14 protein-coding genes and 1 other RNA gene are annotated in these 14,945 nt (G+C 62.9%); 6 read left to right on the top strand and 9 right to left on the bottom strand.

Features of this window, described 5'->3' with window-relative positions:
• Positions 1-78 precede the first annotated feature (78 nt).
• The 5 genes from modC to ABID19_RS11970 form a co-directional block, all read right to left on the bottom strand.
• A complete protein-coding gene (gene modC / locus ABID19_RS11990) occupies positions 79-1,191 on the bottom strand; it encodes a molybdenum ABC transporter ATP-binding protein (RefSeq protein WP_354490722.1) in 1,113 nt (370 codons plus the stop codon).
• Positions 1,188-1,892: a molybdate ABC transporter permease subunit gene (gene modB, locus ABID19_RS11985; RefSeq protein ID WP_354490720.1), complete on the bottom strand. Its 705-nt coding sequence runs from the start codon at positions 1,890-1,892 to the stop codon at positions 1,188-1,190. Before modB ends, modC begins: the two co-directional genes overlap by 4 nt.
• 16 nt (positions 1,893-1,908) lie before the next feature.
• Positions 1,909-2,706 carry a molybdate ABC transporter substrate-binding protein gene (gene modA / locus ABID19_RS11980; protein ID WP_435528716.1) on the bottom strand — a complete coding sequence of 266 codons (798 nt, stop codon included), beginning with the start codon at positions 2,704-2,706 and terminating at the stop codon, positions 1,909-1,911.
• A gap of 269 nt (positions 2,707-2,975) precedes the next feature.
• On the bottom strand, positions 2,976-3,770 hold the full coding sequence (locus ABID19_RS11975) for a thymidylate synthase (protein WP_354490718.1): 795 nt from the start codon (positions 3,768-3,770) through the stop codon (positions 2,976-2,978).
• Between the two features lie 148 nt (positions 3,771-3,918).
• The gene (locus ABID19_RS11970; protein ID WP_352932198.1) at positions 3,919-4,230 is read right to left on the bottom strand and encodes a DUF2853 family protein; all 312 of its coding nucleotides are present in this window, start codon (positions 4,228-4,230) and stop codon (positions 3,919-3,921) included.
• Positions 4,231-4,398: 168 nt separating this feature from the next.
• On the opposite strand from ABID19_RS11970, the gene ssrA reads away from it, so the two are divergent.
• Together ssrA and ABID19_RS11960 are read left to right on the top strand one after the other, a co-directional pair.
• Positions 4,399-4,757: a transfer-messenger RNA gene (gene ssrA, locus ABID19_RS11965) on the top strand.
• A 141-nt stretch (positions 4,758-4,898) separates the two neighbouring features.
• Positions 4,899-5,480, top strand: coding sequence for an AAA family ATPase (locus ABID19_RS11960; protein WP_354490716.1), 582 nt, complete (start codon positions 4,899-4,901; stop codon positions 5,478-5,480).
• A 30-nt stretch (positions 5,481-5,510) separates the two neighbouring features.
• On the opposite strand, the gene ABID19_RS11955 is transcribed toward ABID19_RS11960, so the two are convergent.
• Positions 5,511-6,716 (bottom strand): multidrug effflux MFS transporter, encoded by a 1,206-nt coding sequence (locus ABID19_RS11955; protein WP_354490714.1) that lies wholly within the window; start codon positions 6,714-6,716, stop codon positions 5,511-5,513.
• A gap of 164 nt (positions 6,717-6,880) precedes the next feature.
• Between ABID19_RS11955 and ABID19_RS11950 the strand changes: the two genes are divergently transcribed.
• The 4 genes from ABID19_RS11950 (at position 6,881) to ABID19_RS11935 (ending at position 8,731) form a co-directional block, all read left to right on the top strand.
• Positions 6,881-7,567 carry a TetR/AcrR family transcriptional regulator gene (locus ABID19_RS11950; protein ID WP_354490712.1) on the top strand — a complete coding sequence of 229 codons (687 nt, stop codon included), beginning with the start codon at positions 6,881-6,883 and terminating at the stop codon, positions 7,565-7,567.
• 118 nt (positions 7,568-7,685) lie between these two features.
• On the top strand, positions 7,686-8,216 hold the full coding sequence (locus ABID19_RS11945; protein ID WP_354490710.1) for an SspB family protein: 531 nt from the start codon (positions 7,686-7,688) through the stop codon (positions 8,214-8,216).
• Between the two features lie 18 nt (positions 8,217-8,234).
• Positions 8,235-8,480: a DUF4169 family protein gene (locus ABID19_RS11940; protein ID WP_354490708.1), complete on the top strand. Its 246-nt coding sequence runs from the start codon at positions 8,235-8,237 to the stop codon at positions 8,478-8,480.
• Between the two features lie 20 nt (positions 8,481-8,500).
• Complete coding sequence (locus tag ABID19_RS11935; protein WP_352932268.1) at positions 8,501-8,731, top strand: ribbon-helix-helix domain-containing protein; 231 nt, start codon at positions 8,501-8,503, stop codon at positions 8,729-8,731.
• 76 nt (positions 8,732-8,807) lie between these two features.
• Here ABID19_RS11935 and ABID19_RS11930 read toward each other — a convergent pair whose 3' ends face one another.
• The 3 genes from ABID19_RS11930 to ABID19_RS11920 form a co-directional block, all read right to left on the bottom strand.
• Positions 8,808-12,740, bottom strand: coding sequence for an AsmA family protein (locus ABID19_RS11930; protein ID WP_354490706.1), 3,933 nt, complete (start codon positions 12,738-12,740; stop codon positions 8,808-8,810).
• A 103-nt stretch (positions 12,741-12,843) separates the two neighbouring features.
• Positions 12,844-13,365 carry a hypothetical protein gene (locus tag ABID19_RS11925; RefSeq protein WP_354490704.1) on the bottom strand — a complete coding sequence of 174 codons (522 nt, stop codon included), beginning with the start codon at positions 13,363-13,365 and terminating at the stop codon, positions 12,844-12,846.
• Between the two features lie 106 nt (positions 13,366-13,471).
• Positions 13,472-14,884, bottom strand: a complete 1,413-nt coding sequence (locus ABID19_RS11920) for an FAD-binding oxidoreductase (protein ID WP_354490702.1) — start codon at positions 14,882-14,884, stop codon at positions 13,472-13,474.
• Positions 14,885-14,945: the final 61 nt, after the last annotated feature.

The raw sequence follows: 14,945 nt of genomic DNA, 5'->3' as shown, positions 1-14,945 counted from the left end.
GCAATCACGCCGCAGCCATACTAGAACCTCTCCAGCAATACCGCTATTCCAAATCGATATAGCGACGATCATCAGCGGTCATCCCTCCGCCTCGACAGGCAGGCCGGCGCTCGTGTTCGCCCGGTCGAAGCTTACCGTCTTGACCACCGCGTAGACCTTTCGGCCGAGCCGAAGTTTCAGCGTCTGTCGCGATTGCTCGGTGATTCGGGCAAGCACGGTTGCGCCATTGCAGTCGATGCCGATCTCGACCGTAGGTCCCCCGCCCGGCTCTATCGCCACGATCGTGCCCGGCAAGATGTTGAGCGCACTGAGGCCAGTCGGCTGTTCGGTGGCGATCATCACGTCGCGAGCACGGATGCGAATGCGTACCGGCGCACCGACCGGAGTGGCCAGACGCGGCACGCGGATCTCGCCCGCCGCCGAGCCAAGCACGGTCATGCCGAAGACTTCGTCGTGGCGCAGCACCGCGGTATCCAGCACCGCGCCGCCCTCGCCGCGCTCTTCCGCCGGCAACAAGTCGAGCCGCTGCATGATCGCCCCGGTCGGGCCGCAAGCAGCGACTTTACCTTGCGCCAGCACCACCACGTCGCTTGCCAGCCGCGCCACTTCCGAGATCGAATGGCTGACATACACGATCGGGATTTTCGTCTCGTCGCGCAGCCGCTCGATATAGGGCAGGATCTCCGCCTTGCGAGCCTCGTCGAGCGAGGCCAGCGGCTCGTCCATCAGCAACATTTTCGGGCTGGCGAGCAACGCCCGGCCGATCGCCACGCGCTGTTTCTCGCCGCCGGAGAGCTTTGCCGGACGCCGGTCGAGCAAAGGACCGATGCCGAGCAGGTCGACGACCGCATTCATATCCGCATAGCGTTCTGCCGACGGCGTGAACCAGCGGCCGTAGCGCAGATTGCTGGCCACGCTCATATGCGGAAACAGCCGCGCGTCCTGGAACACCATGCCGATGCGGCGCTTGTGCTTCGGCACGAACAGGCCCGCATCCGTATCGACCAGCACACGGCCATCAGCCTCGATCCGCCCTTTGTCGGGCCGGATCAGACCTGCAATCATATTGATCAGCGACGTCTTGCCGGAGCCCGAAGGCCCGAACAGCGCGGTCAGCCGCCCGGCGCTCTCAAAGCGAGCCTCGACCCCGAAATCACCAAGCCGATGGCTGATGTCGACCATTACAGTCATTCGACGTCCATCCGCTTGCCGACGCGCCGCGCCAGCACCTCCGATGCGACAAGTGCTGCCATCGAGATGACGATCGAGATCAGCGTCAGCCTGAGGGCGCCGGCATCGCCGCCCGGCACCTGCGTGAACGTGTAGATCGCCGACGGCAGCGTCTGCGTTTCGTTGGGAATATTGGAAACGAAGGTGATCGTCGCACCGAATTCGCCCATCGCCTTGGCGAACGACAAGATCGCACCGGCGATCAGCCCGGGCAGGATGAGCGGCAGCGTGATGGTCCCAAACACCCACAGCGGACTGGCGCCGAGCGTTCCGGCCGCCGCCTCAATTTTGCGATCGACCGCCTCGATCGACAGCCGGATCGCCCGCACCATCAAGGGGAAGCCCATGATGGCGCAGGCGAGTGCGGCACCCGTCCAGCGAAAAGAGAAAACAATGCCGAAATGCTCGGCGAAGAAGGCGCCGGCCGGGCCGCGCCGGCCGAAAAACAGCAACAGCAGATAGCCGGTAACCACCGGCGGCAGGATCAGCGGCAGATGCACCAGCCCGTTAAGCAGCGTCTTGCCCCAGAATTGTCCACGGGCAAGCACAAGCGCCATCAATATGCCGGGCGGCAGGCTGGCGATCATCGCCACCGTCGCCACCTTGATAGACAGCCGGACCGCATTCCATTCGTCGGGAGTGAGGTCCAGCAACCAATTCATCTCTCGGCGTCGTGCCTCAGTTGCTCGGCGTCAGAACCGTAAAACCCTGCGCCTTGAAGAGCGCGACTGCCTTGGCGGACTGCAGGCATTTCAGGAATGCCGGCGCATCCTTGTCCTTCGAATCCGCCGTCTGGGCAACCGGGTAGACGATCGGTGGGTGCGAATCCTCCGGGAAGGTGCCGATCACCTTGACGCCGGGCTCGGCATGGGCGTCGGTGGCGTAGACGATGCCGAGCGCTGCTTCGCCTGTCGAAACCAGCTTGAGTGCTGCGCGCACATTCTCGGCCTGCGCCACCTTGCCTTCCACCGAGGACCAGACGCCAAGCGATTCAAGTGCCGCCTTGCCGTATTTGCCGGCCGGCACCGCCTTGAAATCGCCCATGGCAAGCCTGCCGTCGCCGACCAGCCTGGCAAGGTCAAAACCCTTTTCGATCCTGGTTTCGGCCGACGAATCCTTCGGCGCTACCAGCACGATCTGGTTGCCGAGCAATTTCACTTCCGTGTCGGGCTTGGTCAGCTTTTTGTCGGAGAGATATTTCATCCAGTCGAGATCGGCCGAGATGAAGACGTCGGCCGGAGCGCCGCTCTCGATCTGCTTGGCCAGCGCGGAACTTGCCGCATAAGAAACGGTTGCAGCTTCGCCGACATCGGCCTCGCAGGTTGTGTTCACGGCGTCCAGTGCGTTCTTCATGCTCGCCGCGGCGAAGACGATCAGTCTGTCATCCGCGTGGGCAGCCGGCATAGCGGCGATCAACATCGTCGTGAAACCGCCAATGGCGGCCGCCTTCAATCCGAAACCCTTGCGAACCAGCATGAAACTCTCCCCGGGGCTTTGAAAATTCGATTAGCGCAGTCTGCTAATCGATATATCCACATGGATATAACAAGGGAAGGCTTTTTGCCAGACTTGGCCCGGACAATGGCCCGGCCAATGGCGCTGCCACCGCTCGCGATCAATTGAGGTGGATACAGCGCGACGCTACCGGCCGATACCTTGGGTCAATCGGATGTTGCGGACATCGACGGGCGGACAGCAGCCGAGCGATTTCGAGACAGGGTCGATTAAAGCCCGCTGTTTTCGACTCACACCGCGATCGGCGCCTTGATTGTCGCATCGGCGAGGTAGTTTTCCAGACGGAAATCTTCGAAGCGGAAGGCAAAGAGGTCCTTCACCTCCGGATTGATCCACAGCGTCGGCAGCGCCTTGGGGGTACGCTGCAACTGTTCGCGCGCTTGCTCGAAATGGTTCGCATAAAGATGAGCATCGCCTAGCGTGTGGACGAAATCGCCGGGCTTCAGCCCCGTCACCTGCGCCACCATCAGGGTGAGCAGCGCATAGGAAGCAATGTTGAACGGCACGCCGAGAAAGATATCGCCGGAACGCTGGTAGAGCTGGCAGGAAAGCCTGCCCTCGGAGACATAGAACTGGAACAGGCAATGACAGGGCGGCAGCGCCATGGCTTCCACTTCGGCCGGGTTCCACGCTGAAACGATCAGCCGTCGGGAATTAGGATTCTTGCGTATCTCCTTCAAGAGGTTCGCAATCTGGTCGATGGCGCCACCATGGCCGTCCGGCCAGGAGCGCCATTGCTTGCCGTAGACCGGGCCGAGGTCGCCATTCTCGTCGGCCCATTCGTCCCAGATCGAGACGCCGTGGTCGTTAAGATATTTGATGTTGGTGTCGCCGGCCAAAAACCACAGAAGTTCATGCACGATCGACTTCAGGTGAAGCTTCTTGGTGGTGGTGACCGGAAAGCCGCGCGCAAGGTCGAAGCGCATCTGGTACCCGAATACCGAGCGCGTTCCGGTGCCGGTGCGGTCGCCGCGATCGGCGCCGTTTTCCAGTACGTGCTTCAGGAGGTCGAGATATTGGCGCATCGGCTTCGGCTCGATTCGGGTTACCGGTTATCATAACCGACTGGCTGCGGGCCGAACACATCAAAGCGCAGAATGTTCGGACAAGATACCCCGGCTACGGGCTGGCGCGAAAATCGCGCCAGCATTCCGACTGATGCGGGACGATTGTTCAGAGCGCGCCGAGCTTGCCCAGGTCCTTGGCGACCAGGTAGTAGAAGGTCACTCGGCTCTTGGTGTTGTCGGCCTCCATCGCCTTGCAGGTCTTTTCGATGGCCGCGTCCGCCTTGCTGCCGTCGGTGATGCCGAGTTTTTTGGCAACCCAGTTTGCCTTGACGCGATCGAGTTCCTTGGGATCCGTGCAGGATACCAGCGAGGAATCCCGATTCCTCAGCGCAATGCCCAAATGCTTCACGATCTTGGCGACCGCGTCGGCATTTGCCGCGGCGTCGTATTTCTTCACGTCTGCGAGATAATCGGCCATCAAATTTCCCCTCGTCGGCGCCACGGATCCGGTGATGAGGGTTGTGGCGCGCTGCCGCAAGATATGCGCTAGGTCGGTAACTCCTCACCATCGCAAAGCTTCGGTTGAGACCGCTTCCGAGTCAACCCTCCAACATGCAGTTTGACCCGGGTACAAAACCGCCATTCCGGCCTTTCATTTTCCACGACCAGTCCCTATATTCGCTTGGTCGGCTCGACCGACTATGGCGATAAACAGGCGATGAAATAAGCCGTTCGGACCCGGGGGCGGTACCCGGCGCCTCCACCAAAAACCGCTCTTGTCGAAGAGCGGCTTTTGCTGGGGGCGAAATAGGATCGACGAAGGTGTAAAGATCGTACTTTTGCCCGGCATTGTACCACCGTTATCGGGCTAAACTTATAGTTGCCAACGACAACTATGCGGAAGCACGTCTCGCCGCGTAAGCGGTGCGATAGCTTCAATTCAAGCCCTAGTGGTTCGCACTTCTAGGCGGGGTTCGGAGGTACCTGGCAACAGAAACCTCCATTTCTCCCCTTCGATCCCCCCACTTTTTCTCCCCCTCGATATGTAACGGCAGCAGGTTTGCTGGCCGCACGTCCTTGCCCTGCGCCCAGCCGTGAAGCTGTTTGCTGACAAAGCGGCCGCTGCATTCATCACAAGGACTGAAAATGCAAAACGATTCCGATCGATTCTTCGTGCTGACCGGCGGCCCGGGTTCCGGCAAGACCACATTGATCGAAGCCTTGCGGTCCGCCGGCCTTGCAACCTCGCCCGAAGCAGGACGCGGCATCATCCGCGAGCAGTTGGCGATAGGAGGGCCGGCCCTGCCCTGGCGCGATCCGGCACTGTTCGCCGAACTGATGCTGTCATGGGAGATGCGTTCGTATCACGCTGCGTTCGAACAGAACGGTCCCGTCTTCTTCGATCGCGGCGTGCCGGACACGCTTGGCTATATCAGGCTCACCGGATTGCCGGTGCCGGACCATATCAGAAACGCCGCCGAACGCTTCCGCTACGCCAGTCATGTCTTCATCGCACCACCCTGGCCAGAAATTTTTCGGCAGGACAGCGAGCGAAAGCAGACCCTCGACGAGGCCGAACGCACCTATCATGCGCTGGCCGAAGTCTACACGGAATTGGGCTATGAGCTGGTCCCGTTGCCCTTGGCGCCCGTCGAGGCGCGACTGCGTTTTATCTTCGCCAAGGCTGGCTTGTCGCTTGATGTCAGAAGTCAAAAAGGCCGGGAATGACCCGGCCTTAGCTGTCGCCGATAGCAGTGCTTATTCGGCAGGCGCTTCGACAATCTCCCGTCCACGGCCGAGCGTAACCTTGGCCAGCATGAAGGAGATCACCGCGCAAAGCGTGATGCCGGCCACCATCGGCAGCGGCGTGCCGTCGAAGAAGATGCCGGCAATGCCCATGGCGACCGCACCGATGGCGAAATGCAGCGTGCCCATCAAAGCCGACGCCGTGCCGGCGATCGCGCCATGCTCCTCCATGGCCAGCACCGAAGTCGTCGGGATCACCAAGCCGAGGAACCCGTAGCCGACGAACAGAAGCGCCGCCATCACGTCGAGCCGGTCGACGCCGGACGCCATCACCGCGAACAGCACCACCATTGTCGTCGCATAGCCGACCACCGCGACCCGCACCACGGGCCTTAGCCCGAACCGGTCGGCCAGCATCCCCGTCAACTGCGACATGCCGATGAAGGCGACCGCGTTGATCGAGAAGAACACGCTGTAGACCGACGGCGACAGCCCGTAATGGTCGATCAGGATGAAGGAGGAGCTCGACAGATAGACGAAGAAGCTTGCGATCCCGAAGCCGCCGATGGACGCCAGGCCAAGGAAGTTGCGGTCGCCCATCAGGAAGCGATAGGCGGAGAGCGCGGTGCCGAACGAACTGCCTGCACGCGCCTCGACCGGCCGCGTCTCCTTCAGCGAGGTCGCCAGCAGGATGGTGGCAAGCACGGCTCCACCCGTCACCGTCCAGAACACGGCACGCCAGCCGAAATTCTCGATGATGACGCTGCCGGTCAGCGGCGCCAGGATCGGCGAGACCGAAAACACCAGCATCAAAAGCGACATCAGCTTGGCAGCGTCGGTGCCGGTGTGCAGGTCACGCACGATGGCGCGCGGCACCGCCATGCCCGCGCTAGCGCCGAGCCCTTGCAGGAAACGGAAGGCGATCAGCCATTCGACAGAGGGCGCCAGCGCCGAGCCGATGCCGCCGACCATGAACAGCGCGAGGCCGCCATAGAGCGGCAGCTTGCGCCCGACCATGTCGGAGATCGGTCCGACGACGATCTGTCCAAAACCCATGGACAGAAAGAAGATCAGCAGGCTCATCTGCACGGCAGCGGTGCTGGCCTGCAGATCCTCGCCGATCGAAGGCAGCGCCGGAAGATACATGTCGATGGCGAACGGGCCGATCGCGGACAACAGGCCGAGCACGACCGCGATGCGGAGGAATTGGGGATTCATGGTAGCAGGTTCTTTCAAATCTGGTTTGCCGCCGACCGGCGTGTAATCCTAGGACGTTCCATCCCCTGGAATTCCGACTTCTTCTGCGGCGGGAACCTCTTCAATCTAAGTCCATAAATTTAGACACTCTTGTCCAATTCGTCAATCACCTCTATATAGTTTTTATGAAAGTCAACGTTTCTCCTGACACCATCCCGCCACGCGGCCACGAGGCCAAGCGCGTCTCCATCATGGATGCTGCCGGCGAGGTGTTCTGCCGCGAAAGCTTCGCCGGCGCCAACATCGACATGATCGCCGCCGAAGCCGGCGTTTCGCGCCAGACGATCTACAACCACCATGGCGACAAGGAGAAACTCTTCGTCGCCATCGTCCGCGACCTCACCGAGCGTTGCAATACCGGCATCTTCGCTACGATTTCCACCTTTCCCGACCAGCCGAAGGATCTTGAAGCCGATCTGATCGCCTTCGCCGTGCGGATGAACCACAACTGTGTCTGTAGCCGCGACGGAAAATTCCTGCGCAAGCTGATCCAGACCGAGGGCGAACGCTATCCCGAACTCTTCGCGGAATGGCGCGAACAGGGACCGGGCAGGACATGGCCGGCGATCGCCGCCCGTTTTGCCCGCCTCGCTCACGCCGGTTTCCTCGACATCGATGATCCCGATGTCGCGGCTCGCCAGTTCCTGGCCCTTGCCAATGCCGAATTGCAGACGACCTTCATGCTCGGCGGCACGCCTGATGACGACGAGGTGCTGCAATCGGCGACCCATGGCGTGCGCACCTTCCTGCGCGCCTTCGGCAAGCGGCAGCCGGCGGATGCGAGCAAACAAGGCGCGGTCACCAGCGCCTGAGTGATCAAATCTGAGGTGTGACCTCTCGCATCTGCGCTGCCGGCGTCTATATCCGGTTTACGCCGCGCTCAAGCTTGATTACAGCTATGCGGACGATTCAACGGAACCCGACAGCTACATGGCCGACGACCATATCCGCTACGACATTCTGGCCCAGGAGGCGTTGCGCGGCGTGATGCGCAAGGTCCTGGCCGAGGTCGCGCGCACCGGCCTCCCTGGCAACCATCATTTCTTTATCACGTTCCTGACCGGCGCCCCGGGCGTGCGCGTGTCTTCGCGCTTGCGCGAGCGCTATCCCGAACAGATGACCATCGTCATCCAGTTCCAGTATTGGGACCTGAAGGTGACCGACACCGGCTTCGAGGTCGGGCTGTCCTTCTCCGACGTGCCGGAAAAGCTGGAAATCCCGTTCTCGGCCGTGCGCGGCTTTTACGATCCGTCCGTCAATTTCGAACTCGAATTCGACGTGAAGACGGAGACCTCGGCAGACGAACAGCCTGACCAGCCGGCTTCCGAGCCGCTGGCCATTGTCGCCGAGAAAAAGCCGGAGAAGAAGAAGACCGCTGAGGCCGAAAAGAAGCCTGCCGTGGCCGACGCCGCCGCCAAGGGCGCCGAAGTGGTGTCGCTCGACGCCTTCCGCAAGAAGTGATCCGACGGGCCGCGCGACATGGCCGATATCGTCAATCTCCGCCAGGCCCGCAAGCAGAAGGCACGGACGGAAAAGGAGCGCCTGGCCGAACAGAACCGGACGCTGCACGGCCGTTCCAAGGCCGACCGGGAGCGTGAGCGTCTGATCGCCGACAAGGCAGAAAAATTCGTCGCCGGCCATCGCCGCGAAGTCTCGGGCGATGCGGATTCCCCGAGCATCGGACCGAAAACTGCGCCACGGTTTCCGGATAAATCCGATGGTTGAGATGGAATGAGTCAGGTCCGGTGAGCCCGGTCGAGAAACGCTCGGTGACCATTCGCGGCCATCGCACCAGCTATTCGCTCGAAAAACCGTTTTTCGACGATCTCGTCGCCATCGCCGCTGCTCGCAAACTGACGCTCGCCGCCCTCGTCGCCGAAATTGACGGGGCCCGGCCGCGCGATGCCAACCTGTCATCGGCGCTCAGGCTCTACGTCCTGGAATGGGCGAAGCAAGGGATAAAAGGTTCTTTGTAGATCATGATCCCGAACCGAAGGTCAGCGTCAGCGTCCCGACCCTATCGGCATGGGCTCTTAGTAGCTACAGGTAGATCTACCCCCCGCCCAGCGACTTCAGCAGATTGTCGATCGACGAAGGTTCAAGCTTGGGCTTTGGTGCGGATTCTGCTGGCTGCGGGTTGTCATTGGCCGGCGGCTGAGGCGCGCGCTCCGTTTTCTGGGCTCGCGCCGCGGCGGCCCTGCGTTCGGCCTCGAGCTTTGCCTTTTCTTCTGAAGCGATCCGCATCGCCTCTTCCGCCTTCCGGCGTTGCTGTTCTTCGGCCTTCACCACCTCTTCGGCGGCCCTTTGAGCCGCCTTGGCCCTCGCTTCGGCATCCGCTTTGGCCTTTGCGTCCGCCTCGGCCTCAGCCCTCGCCTCCGCTTCGGCTTGGGTCTTTGCCTCGGCTTCAGCCTTCGCCTTGGCATCTGCCTCGGCTTGCAGCCGTGCCGCTTCCTGCTGCTTGCGCAATTCCTCGGCTGCTCTATCGCGCTCGGCCTGCAGGGCGGCGTAGTAACGCGCCTCGCGCCGCAATCGCTGTTTTTCAAGCAGTGCCGCCTGCATGGCCTCGACCCGCTGCTGCTCCTTTTCCAGTGCACGCTGGGTCAGGAACTGCGCCAGCGGCTCACTGTCGAATTCCCGCTTCGCGGCGCCGAACGGCCCGGCGACGTTAAAATTGACAGTCGGATCGGAGCCGACCAGCGCTTCGTCGCCAGGCCGATAAGTGATCGAACCGCTGGCTACGACCGTGCTGGCGTTCAGGTCCGCCGTGATGTCGGCGGACAGCGTCGCCGCCGGATTTTCAAGATTGACCGGCGGTGCTCTCAGTCTACCGCCGGCAATCGTGAATGCGATGTCGGTATCCCCACCCGGAAAACTGCCGTCTGCGGCGATCTGCGGCGCGAAGCCGGCGGTCTTGGCCGCATCGATATCGCGTCCGATCGTGTCGGCCTTGGCGATGAAAGCGCCAAACGCGTTCGGATTGACGCCGGCAATGGTCAAGCCCCTCAGCGCCGCCGTGCCGGAACCGGACAGCGCCGCAACCATCGCATCGGCCGATTTGCCGCTGGTCGAGAGCGTCGCCGAGAAGTCACCGCGACCGCTGATGCCGGCCTCTGGCAGCACGGTGGCCAGATCGGCGCCGGCAAGTTTCATCTGGCCGGAGAAAAGCCCGGTGCCGTCATTGTTCTTCAGCTCGAACAGACCGGAAAGCGCACCGCCGGAGAACTTTGCCGTGAGGTCCGACACGCGGATACCTTCCTGGTCGAGCTTCAGCGAAAACGCCGCGTCATAGGCCGTAGCAAAAGCGCCGGCGACCAGCGATGCTGCGGTCAGGTCGAGTTCGGCGGTGAACGGCAGGCTCGGCTTCTGGCTGAATGGGGTGGTTGGCCAAGCCCCGCCGGAACCCAGTAAAGCCTGGTCGCCAAACAGCATCACCGCCATCGGGTCGAAATCCAGCTCATCGAGCGCCAGCGCACCGGTAAGATGCGGCAGCCCGTCCTTGACGTCGACATTGACGTCACCGGAAATCGCCGCTTCGTTGATGGAGCCGCTGACGCCGGACAGCACCAGAAGGCTGTTGCCAAAGTCGGCGTCGGCCGCAATCCACGTCGACTTGCCTGTCCCCATGCCCGGCAGGCCGACGCCTGTCGTCATCAACCACGGCTCGATGTCGGCCGCTTCCAGGCTGACCTTGCCCTTGGCGGTGGGTCCCTGTGGCGTGCCGGCGACCGTCCCAGAGAAACCGGCTTTGAAGTCGTTGCCGGTGAGGTCGAAGCTCGTCGCCATGCCGCCGCCGAGCGTGCCTTTCGCCGCGACGTCGGTGGTCGCCTCGCCAAGCATGCCGAGCGGCAGCGCCGGCAGGCCGTAAAGCGCCAGAAGCGCGGTGGCGTCGGTATTCCTGGCGTTGAAGGTCAGCGACACGGGCGCTTCGAGCAGCCGATCGGTCGTCCCCTTGCCGGACAGCGATGCCGAAAACGCCGAACCGCCTGCCTTGCCTTGCGCGCTCAATGCTAGTCCCGTCGTGCCGTCGCCATTGGCGGCGGCACTCGTCACCAGATCGACGCGCGCGTCCTGGAACAGCTCGGGATAGGCCGCCACACGCCGCGCCAATCCCTTCAGCACCGCATTGTCCGGATAGTGCCGCGCCGCGACCTCGACCAACGGCTTGAGGTCGACGGCGACAACGGAGGCGTCGAGCTTGCCGGTGGGGCTCACCGGGAAATCCTTGATCCGGCCGGTGGCGCTGATCGAGGCGCCGGCAAGCCCACTGAGCGAAAGCCGGTCGATTTCGAGCAGCCCGTCGCGCAATCTGAGCGCCGTATCGACCGTATCGGCGGTCAGCCCGCCGGCACTGACCGGCCCGGCCTTGATCTGGAAATCGAGGTCGCGGTCGGAAAAACGGTTGGCGCCCTTGTCGCTGATGAAGATGGAGGCGAAGGCAGCGAGCCCGTCGACATCGAGCTCGCCGCCTTCGAGCCGCATCAGCACGGACGGCCTGGCGTCGTCGGGCTGGCTGGAATCCATACGGCCCGAAAATTTCGCCTTGCCAAGAACGAGCTCAAGGTCGCTGAAAGCCTGGCGATTGTCGCTCAATTCGACCTTGGCCTTGAAGCCGGCGGCCGGCAGTCGGCGGATCGCTTCGTCGACATCCTTCGACAGCCAGGCAGCAAAGCCCGAAGGCTGCGCCACAGCCAGAAGCAGCGAACCGGTGAAGCCGAAATGATCTCCGACGCTGAGCATACCGTTTGCTTCCAGCTTGGCGCGGCCAGGCAGCGTCGCGGCCAGCGACTTCACCGACCAGCCGTCAGCGGCCGGCTCGGCTGAAAGGCGCACGTCGCGAACCGTCGTGTCGCCGGCCACCACCGCCGGCAGGTTCACCTCGACGGTGCCGGGTATGGTCGGCTTCGGCAAATCGAGCAGCGCCTGCTCCAGCGCCGCGACACGCGCCGACAGCGTCAACCCAGTGCCGGCCGCTGCGCCGACGGCCTCATCGAACTGCACCTGAGCGCCATCGGCCTCGATCGAAAAGCGAGGGTTCGGCCCAAGGTCGACGGCAGCGTTGCCGTCGGCGGTGTAGGGATTGTCGAGCGGGCCGGTCTCGAAGCGGAATTCGTCGACACCAAGTTTCCGGTGGTCGAGCGAGAACTTGCCGTTCAGCCTGAACCCCGGGTCCGGCTTGCCGGCGCCGGGCTTCATCGTCTCGCCGCCCATGCCATCAACCTGCGCCGAACTCTTGTCGGCGACATTCCTATCGAAATTTGCGACCTTGAACTGACCCGAATAGATCGCGGCGCCATCGACGATACCGGCATTGCCGTCGGCCTCGATGACCAGCGGATAAGCATCCGGATTGGCTTTGAGCCTGAGCCGCATCTGCCCATCGCCGCTAGCCCTGCCGGTGGACGCGATGACGGTGCTGCGCAGGCCGTCGAGCCGCAGCGACCCATCCAGCCGCCAAGGTCCGGCCAACGATTTAGCAGAGAGCGTCGAGTTGATCTCGGACATGAGGTGGCTGCGCCCGCCGGCGGCATGGCGCAGCGCGATCTCTCCGTCCGTCACCGTCAGCTTCTCGATCGAGATCTGGCCGGGATCGAAGGGCGATGATGGCCGTATCGCCCAGTCGACCGTGCCGTCGGCGGCAATGTCGATCGTCGCCTTCGGCCGCACCAGCCGCATGTCGAAGATCAACACTTCGCCGCTCAGGAAGGGCGCCAGTTCCGCATCCATCGAAAAGGTCTCGACGGTCATTGCCGGCCGGCCGGCCGGGCCACCGGCAACGGTGACGTTCGAGAAAGTCAGCGAGGGAAACGGCAGCAGCCTTGCCGTCGCATCGCCCTGAACGGTTACCTTGCGGCCTAGAATGGCGCTCGCCTCACGCTCGAAATCGGCACGATAGCCCGTCCAGTCGATAAAATACGGCACCACCAGCGCCGCACACAGCACCAGCACGAAAAGGCCACCGAAGATCACGAACAGGCGTGCGAGCATCAGCTCCAAAACGGTTGATTGAAAATCAGCCGCACTCTACCCGCATCCGCGTGTCGATAAAGTGGCAATTTCTCAAACCGGCCGGCTTCCGGCGCGCGGAAACTCAGCGTGCGTCGCGCTTTGCCTGCGCTACTTTGGCCGCCTTGCGCTGTCGGCCGAGTTCCATCGGCCGAACCAGGTTCGGCGCCCTCTCGTTCACCACCGCCCGCATGCCTTTGTGCGCGGTACGCGTGTTGAACTCGGGACCGTCTGCCGCCGCACCTTGCTTCATGGACAGCGCCTTGCGTGCATTGTCGACCAGCGAAACACGCGCCCCCAACTGGCGGCGGCGTTCGGCCTCGCCATTAAGCCTCCGCATGGCCATCGCCAAAACCTCGAGTTTCAACTGCGAGCCGCCGTCGGCTTTCGAGGCGACGGCTCCTTTTGGCGCACCCTTGCCGCGTATCTCGCGGCGGCGCCGATGCGCCTCGCCCTGCGCCTTATCGCGCCGCTCCCGCAACAGCTTGACCAGACCGGCAAGCTCGGCGTCGGCAAGGCCCTGCACTGCCGGATGGTGCGACTTCTCGACGAGACCGTGTTCGTCGGCGCTCAGCGCCCGAGCCTCTTCCTTGCGTGAAATCGCCATGACACCATTCCTCCGTCTGCGACGCCTGCCTCAAACCTCATGTCCTTTGGAGTCTCGGTCCAAATGGTGGTGCGGTCAAGCCGAGCACCATTTCGATCTTCGTCCACTAGTCGGCAGGCAAGATCTTTCCCGGGTTCATGATGTTTTGCGGATCGAGCGCCTGCTTGATCGTGCGCATGATGTCGACGCCGTGGCCAAGTTCGTGGCGCAGGAAGCCGACCTTGCCTTGGCCGATGCCGTGCTCGCCAGTGCAGGTTCCATCCATGCCGATCGCCCGCATGTTCAGCCGCGCCACAAACTCTTCCGTCGCCGCGATTTCCTTCGGATCCTCGGCGTCCATCAGCACCAGCACATGGAAATTGCCGTCGCCGGCATGACCGACGATCGGCGCGATCAGCCCCATTTCGGCAATATCGGCCTCGGTTTGCGTGACGCATTCGGCAAAGCGCGAGATCGGCACGCAGACGTCGGTCGACAGGCCCTTGGCGCCGGGCCTGAGCGTCAGCGACGACCAATAGGCGTCGTGCCTGGCCTTCCACAGTTTTGTCCGCTCCTCGGCGACGCTGGTCCACAGGAACGGGCCGCCGCCATACTCCTTCGCGATGGCGCCGAAGGTTTCGGCCTGTTCGGCTACGCCGGCGTCGCTGCCATGAAATTCGACGAACAGGCATGGGCTCTCCGGATAGTCGAGCTTCGAATAGCTTTTCATCGCCCGCATCTGCAGCGCATTGACCAGTTCGATGCGGGCCACCGGAATGCCCATCTGGATCGTCGCGATTACCGCATTGCAGGCCGCTTCGACGCTGGGAAACGGACAGACGCCGCCGGAGATCGCCTGCGGAATGCCCTGCAGCTTCAGGGTCAGCTGGGTGATGATGCCGAGCGTGCCTTCAGAGCCGATCAGGAGCCGCGTCAAATCATAGCCGGCCGAACTCTTTTTTGCGCGCTTGCCGGTCGCCACCGTCTCACCATCGGCCATCACCGCCGTCAGCGACAACACATTCTCGCGCATCGTGCCGTAGCGCACCGCATTGGTGCCCGACGCTCGCGTCGCCGCCATGCCGCCGAGCGACGCATTGGCGCCCGGATCGATCGGAAAGAACAGGCCGGTGTCGCGCAGGTGCCGGTTGAGATCCTCGCGCGTCACGCCGGGCTCGACGGTGCAGTCGAGATCCTGCGGGTTGACCGCGAGGATGCGGTTCATCCGCGACGTGTCCAACGAGATGCCGCCACCCGGCGCGTTGGTGTGGCCTTCCAGCGAGGAACCGACGCCGAAGGCGATCACCGGCACGCGGTGCGCGGCGCAGGCCGTCACAATCTCCTGCACCTCCGCCGTCGTCCCCGGAAATGCCACGCCATCCGGCGCCTGGGTCGGAATGTACGTGGTGGTATGCGCGTGCTGGGTGCGGATCGCCTCGCCGGTCTGGAACCGCTCGCCGAGCCGCTGCTTGAGGATGCCAAGCACGGCGGCGATCCCTTCTTCGTTGCGCTCGACCGGATTGAGGTCGCTCAGAGCCATCGATTCCTCCGCGAATGGACCAGCGCCCACTCTCGTTATTCGTTTATGGATGCGTAGTCTC

The organism is Mesorhizobium robiniae, assembly GCF_040545535.1.
Lineage (GTDB): Bacteria > Pseudomonadota > Alphaproteobacteria > Rhizobiales > Rhizobiaceae > Mesorhizobium > Mesorhizobium robiniae.
The sequence above is the reverse complement of the archived record's forward strand: the minus strand, read 5'-3'. Positions and strand labels throughout refer to the sequence as shown.

What these genes read in the sequence shown, in the direction of transcription:
- modC (WP_354490722.1), bottom strand. Translation starts at nt 1,191, where the DNA reads ATGACTGTAATGGTCGACATCAGCCATCGGCTTGGTGATTTCGGGGTC.
- modB (WP_354490720.1), bottom strand. Translation starts at nt 1,892, where the DNA reads ATGAATTGGTTGCTGGACCTCACTCCCGACGAATGGAATGCGGTCCGG.
- modA (WP_435528716.1), bottom strand. Translation starts at nt 2,706, where the DNA reads ATGCTGGTTCGCAAGGGTTTCGGATTGAAGGCGGCCGCCATTGGCGGT.
- ABID19_RS11975 (WP_354490718.1), bottom strand. Translation starts at nt 3,770, where the DNA reads ATGCGCCAATATCTCGACCTCCTGAAGCACGTACTGGAAAACGGCGCC.
- ABID19_RS11970 (WP_352932198.1), bottom strand. Translation starts at nt 4,230, where the DNA reads ATGGCCGATTATCTCGCAGACGTGAAGAAATACGACGCCGCGGCAAAT.
- ABID19_RS11960 (WP_354490716.1), top strand. Translation starts at nt 4,899, where the DNA reads ATGCAAAACGATTCCGATCGATTCTTCGTGCTGACCGGCGGCCCGGGT.
- ABID19_RS11955 (WP_354490714.1), bottom strand. Translation starts at nt 6,716, where the DNA reads ATGAATCCCCAATTCCTCCGCATCGCGGTCGTGCTCGGCCTGTTGTCC.
- ABID19_RS11950 (WP_354490712.1), top strand. Translation starts at nt 6,881, where the DNA reads ATGAAAGTCAACGTTTCTCCTGACACCATCCCGCCACGCGGCCACGAG.
- ABID19_RS11945 (WP_354490710.1), top strand. Translation starts at nt 7,686, where the DNA reads ATGGCCGACGACCATATCCGCTACGACATTCTGGCCCAGGAGGCGTTG.
- ABID19_RS11940 (WP_354490708.1), top strand. Translation starts at nt 8,235, where the DNA reads ATGGCCGATATCGTCAATCTCCGCCAGGCCCGCAAGCAGAAGGCACGG.
- ABID19_RS11930 (WP_354490706.1), bottom strand. Translation starts at nt 12,740, where the DNA reads ATGCTCGCACGCCTGTTCGTGATCTTCGGTGGCCTTTTCGTGCTGGTG.
- ABID19_RS11925 (WP_354490704.1), bottom strand. Translation starts at nt 13,365, where the DNA reads ATGGCGATTTCACGCAAGGAAGAGGCTCGGGCGCTGAGCGCCGACGAA.
- ABID19_RS11920 (WP_354490702.1), bottom strand. Translation starts at nt 14,884, where the DNA reads ATGGCTCTGAGCGACCTCAATCCGGTCGAGCGCAACGAAGAAGGGATC.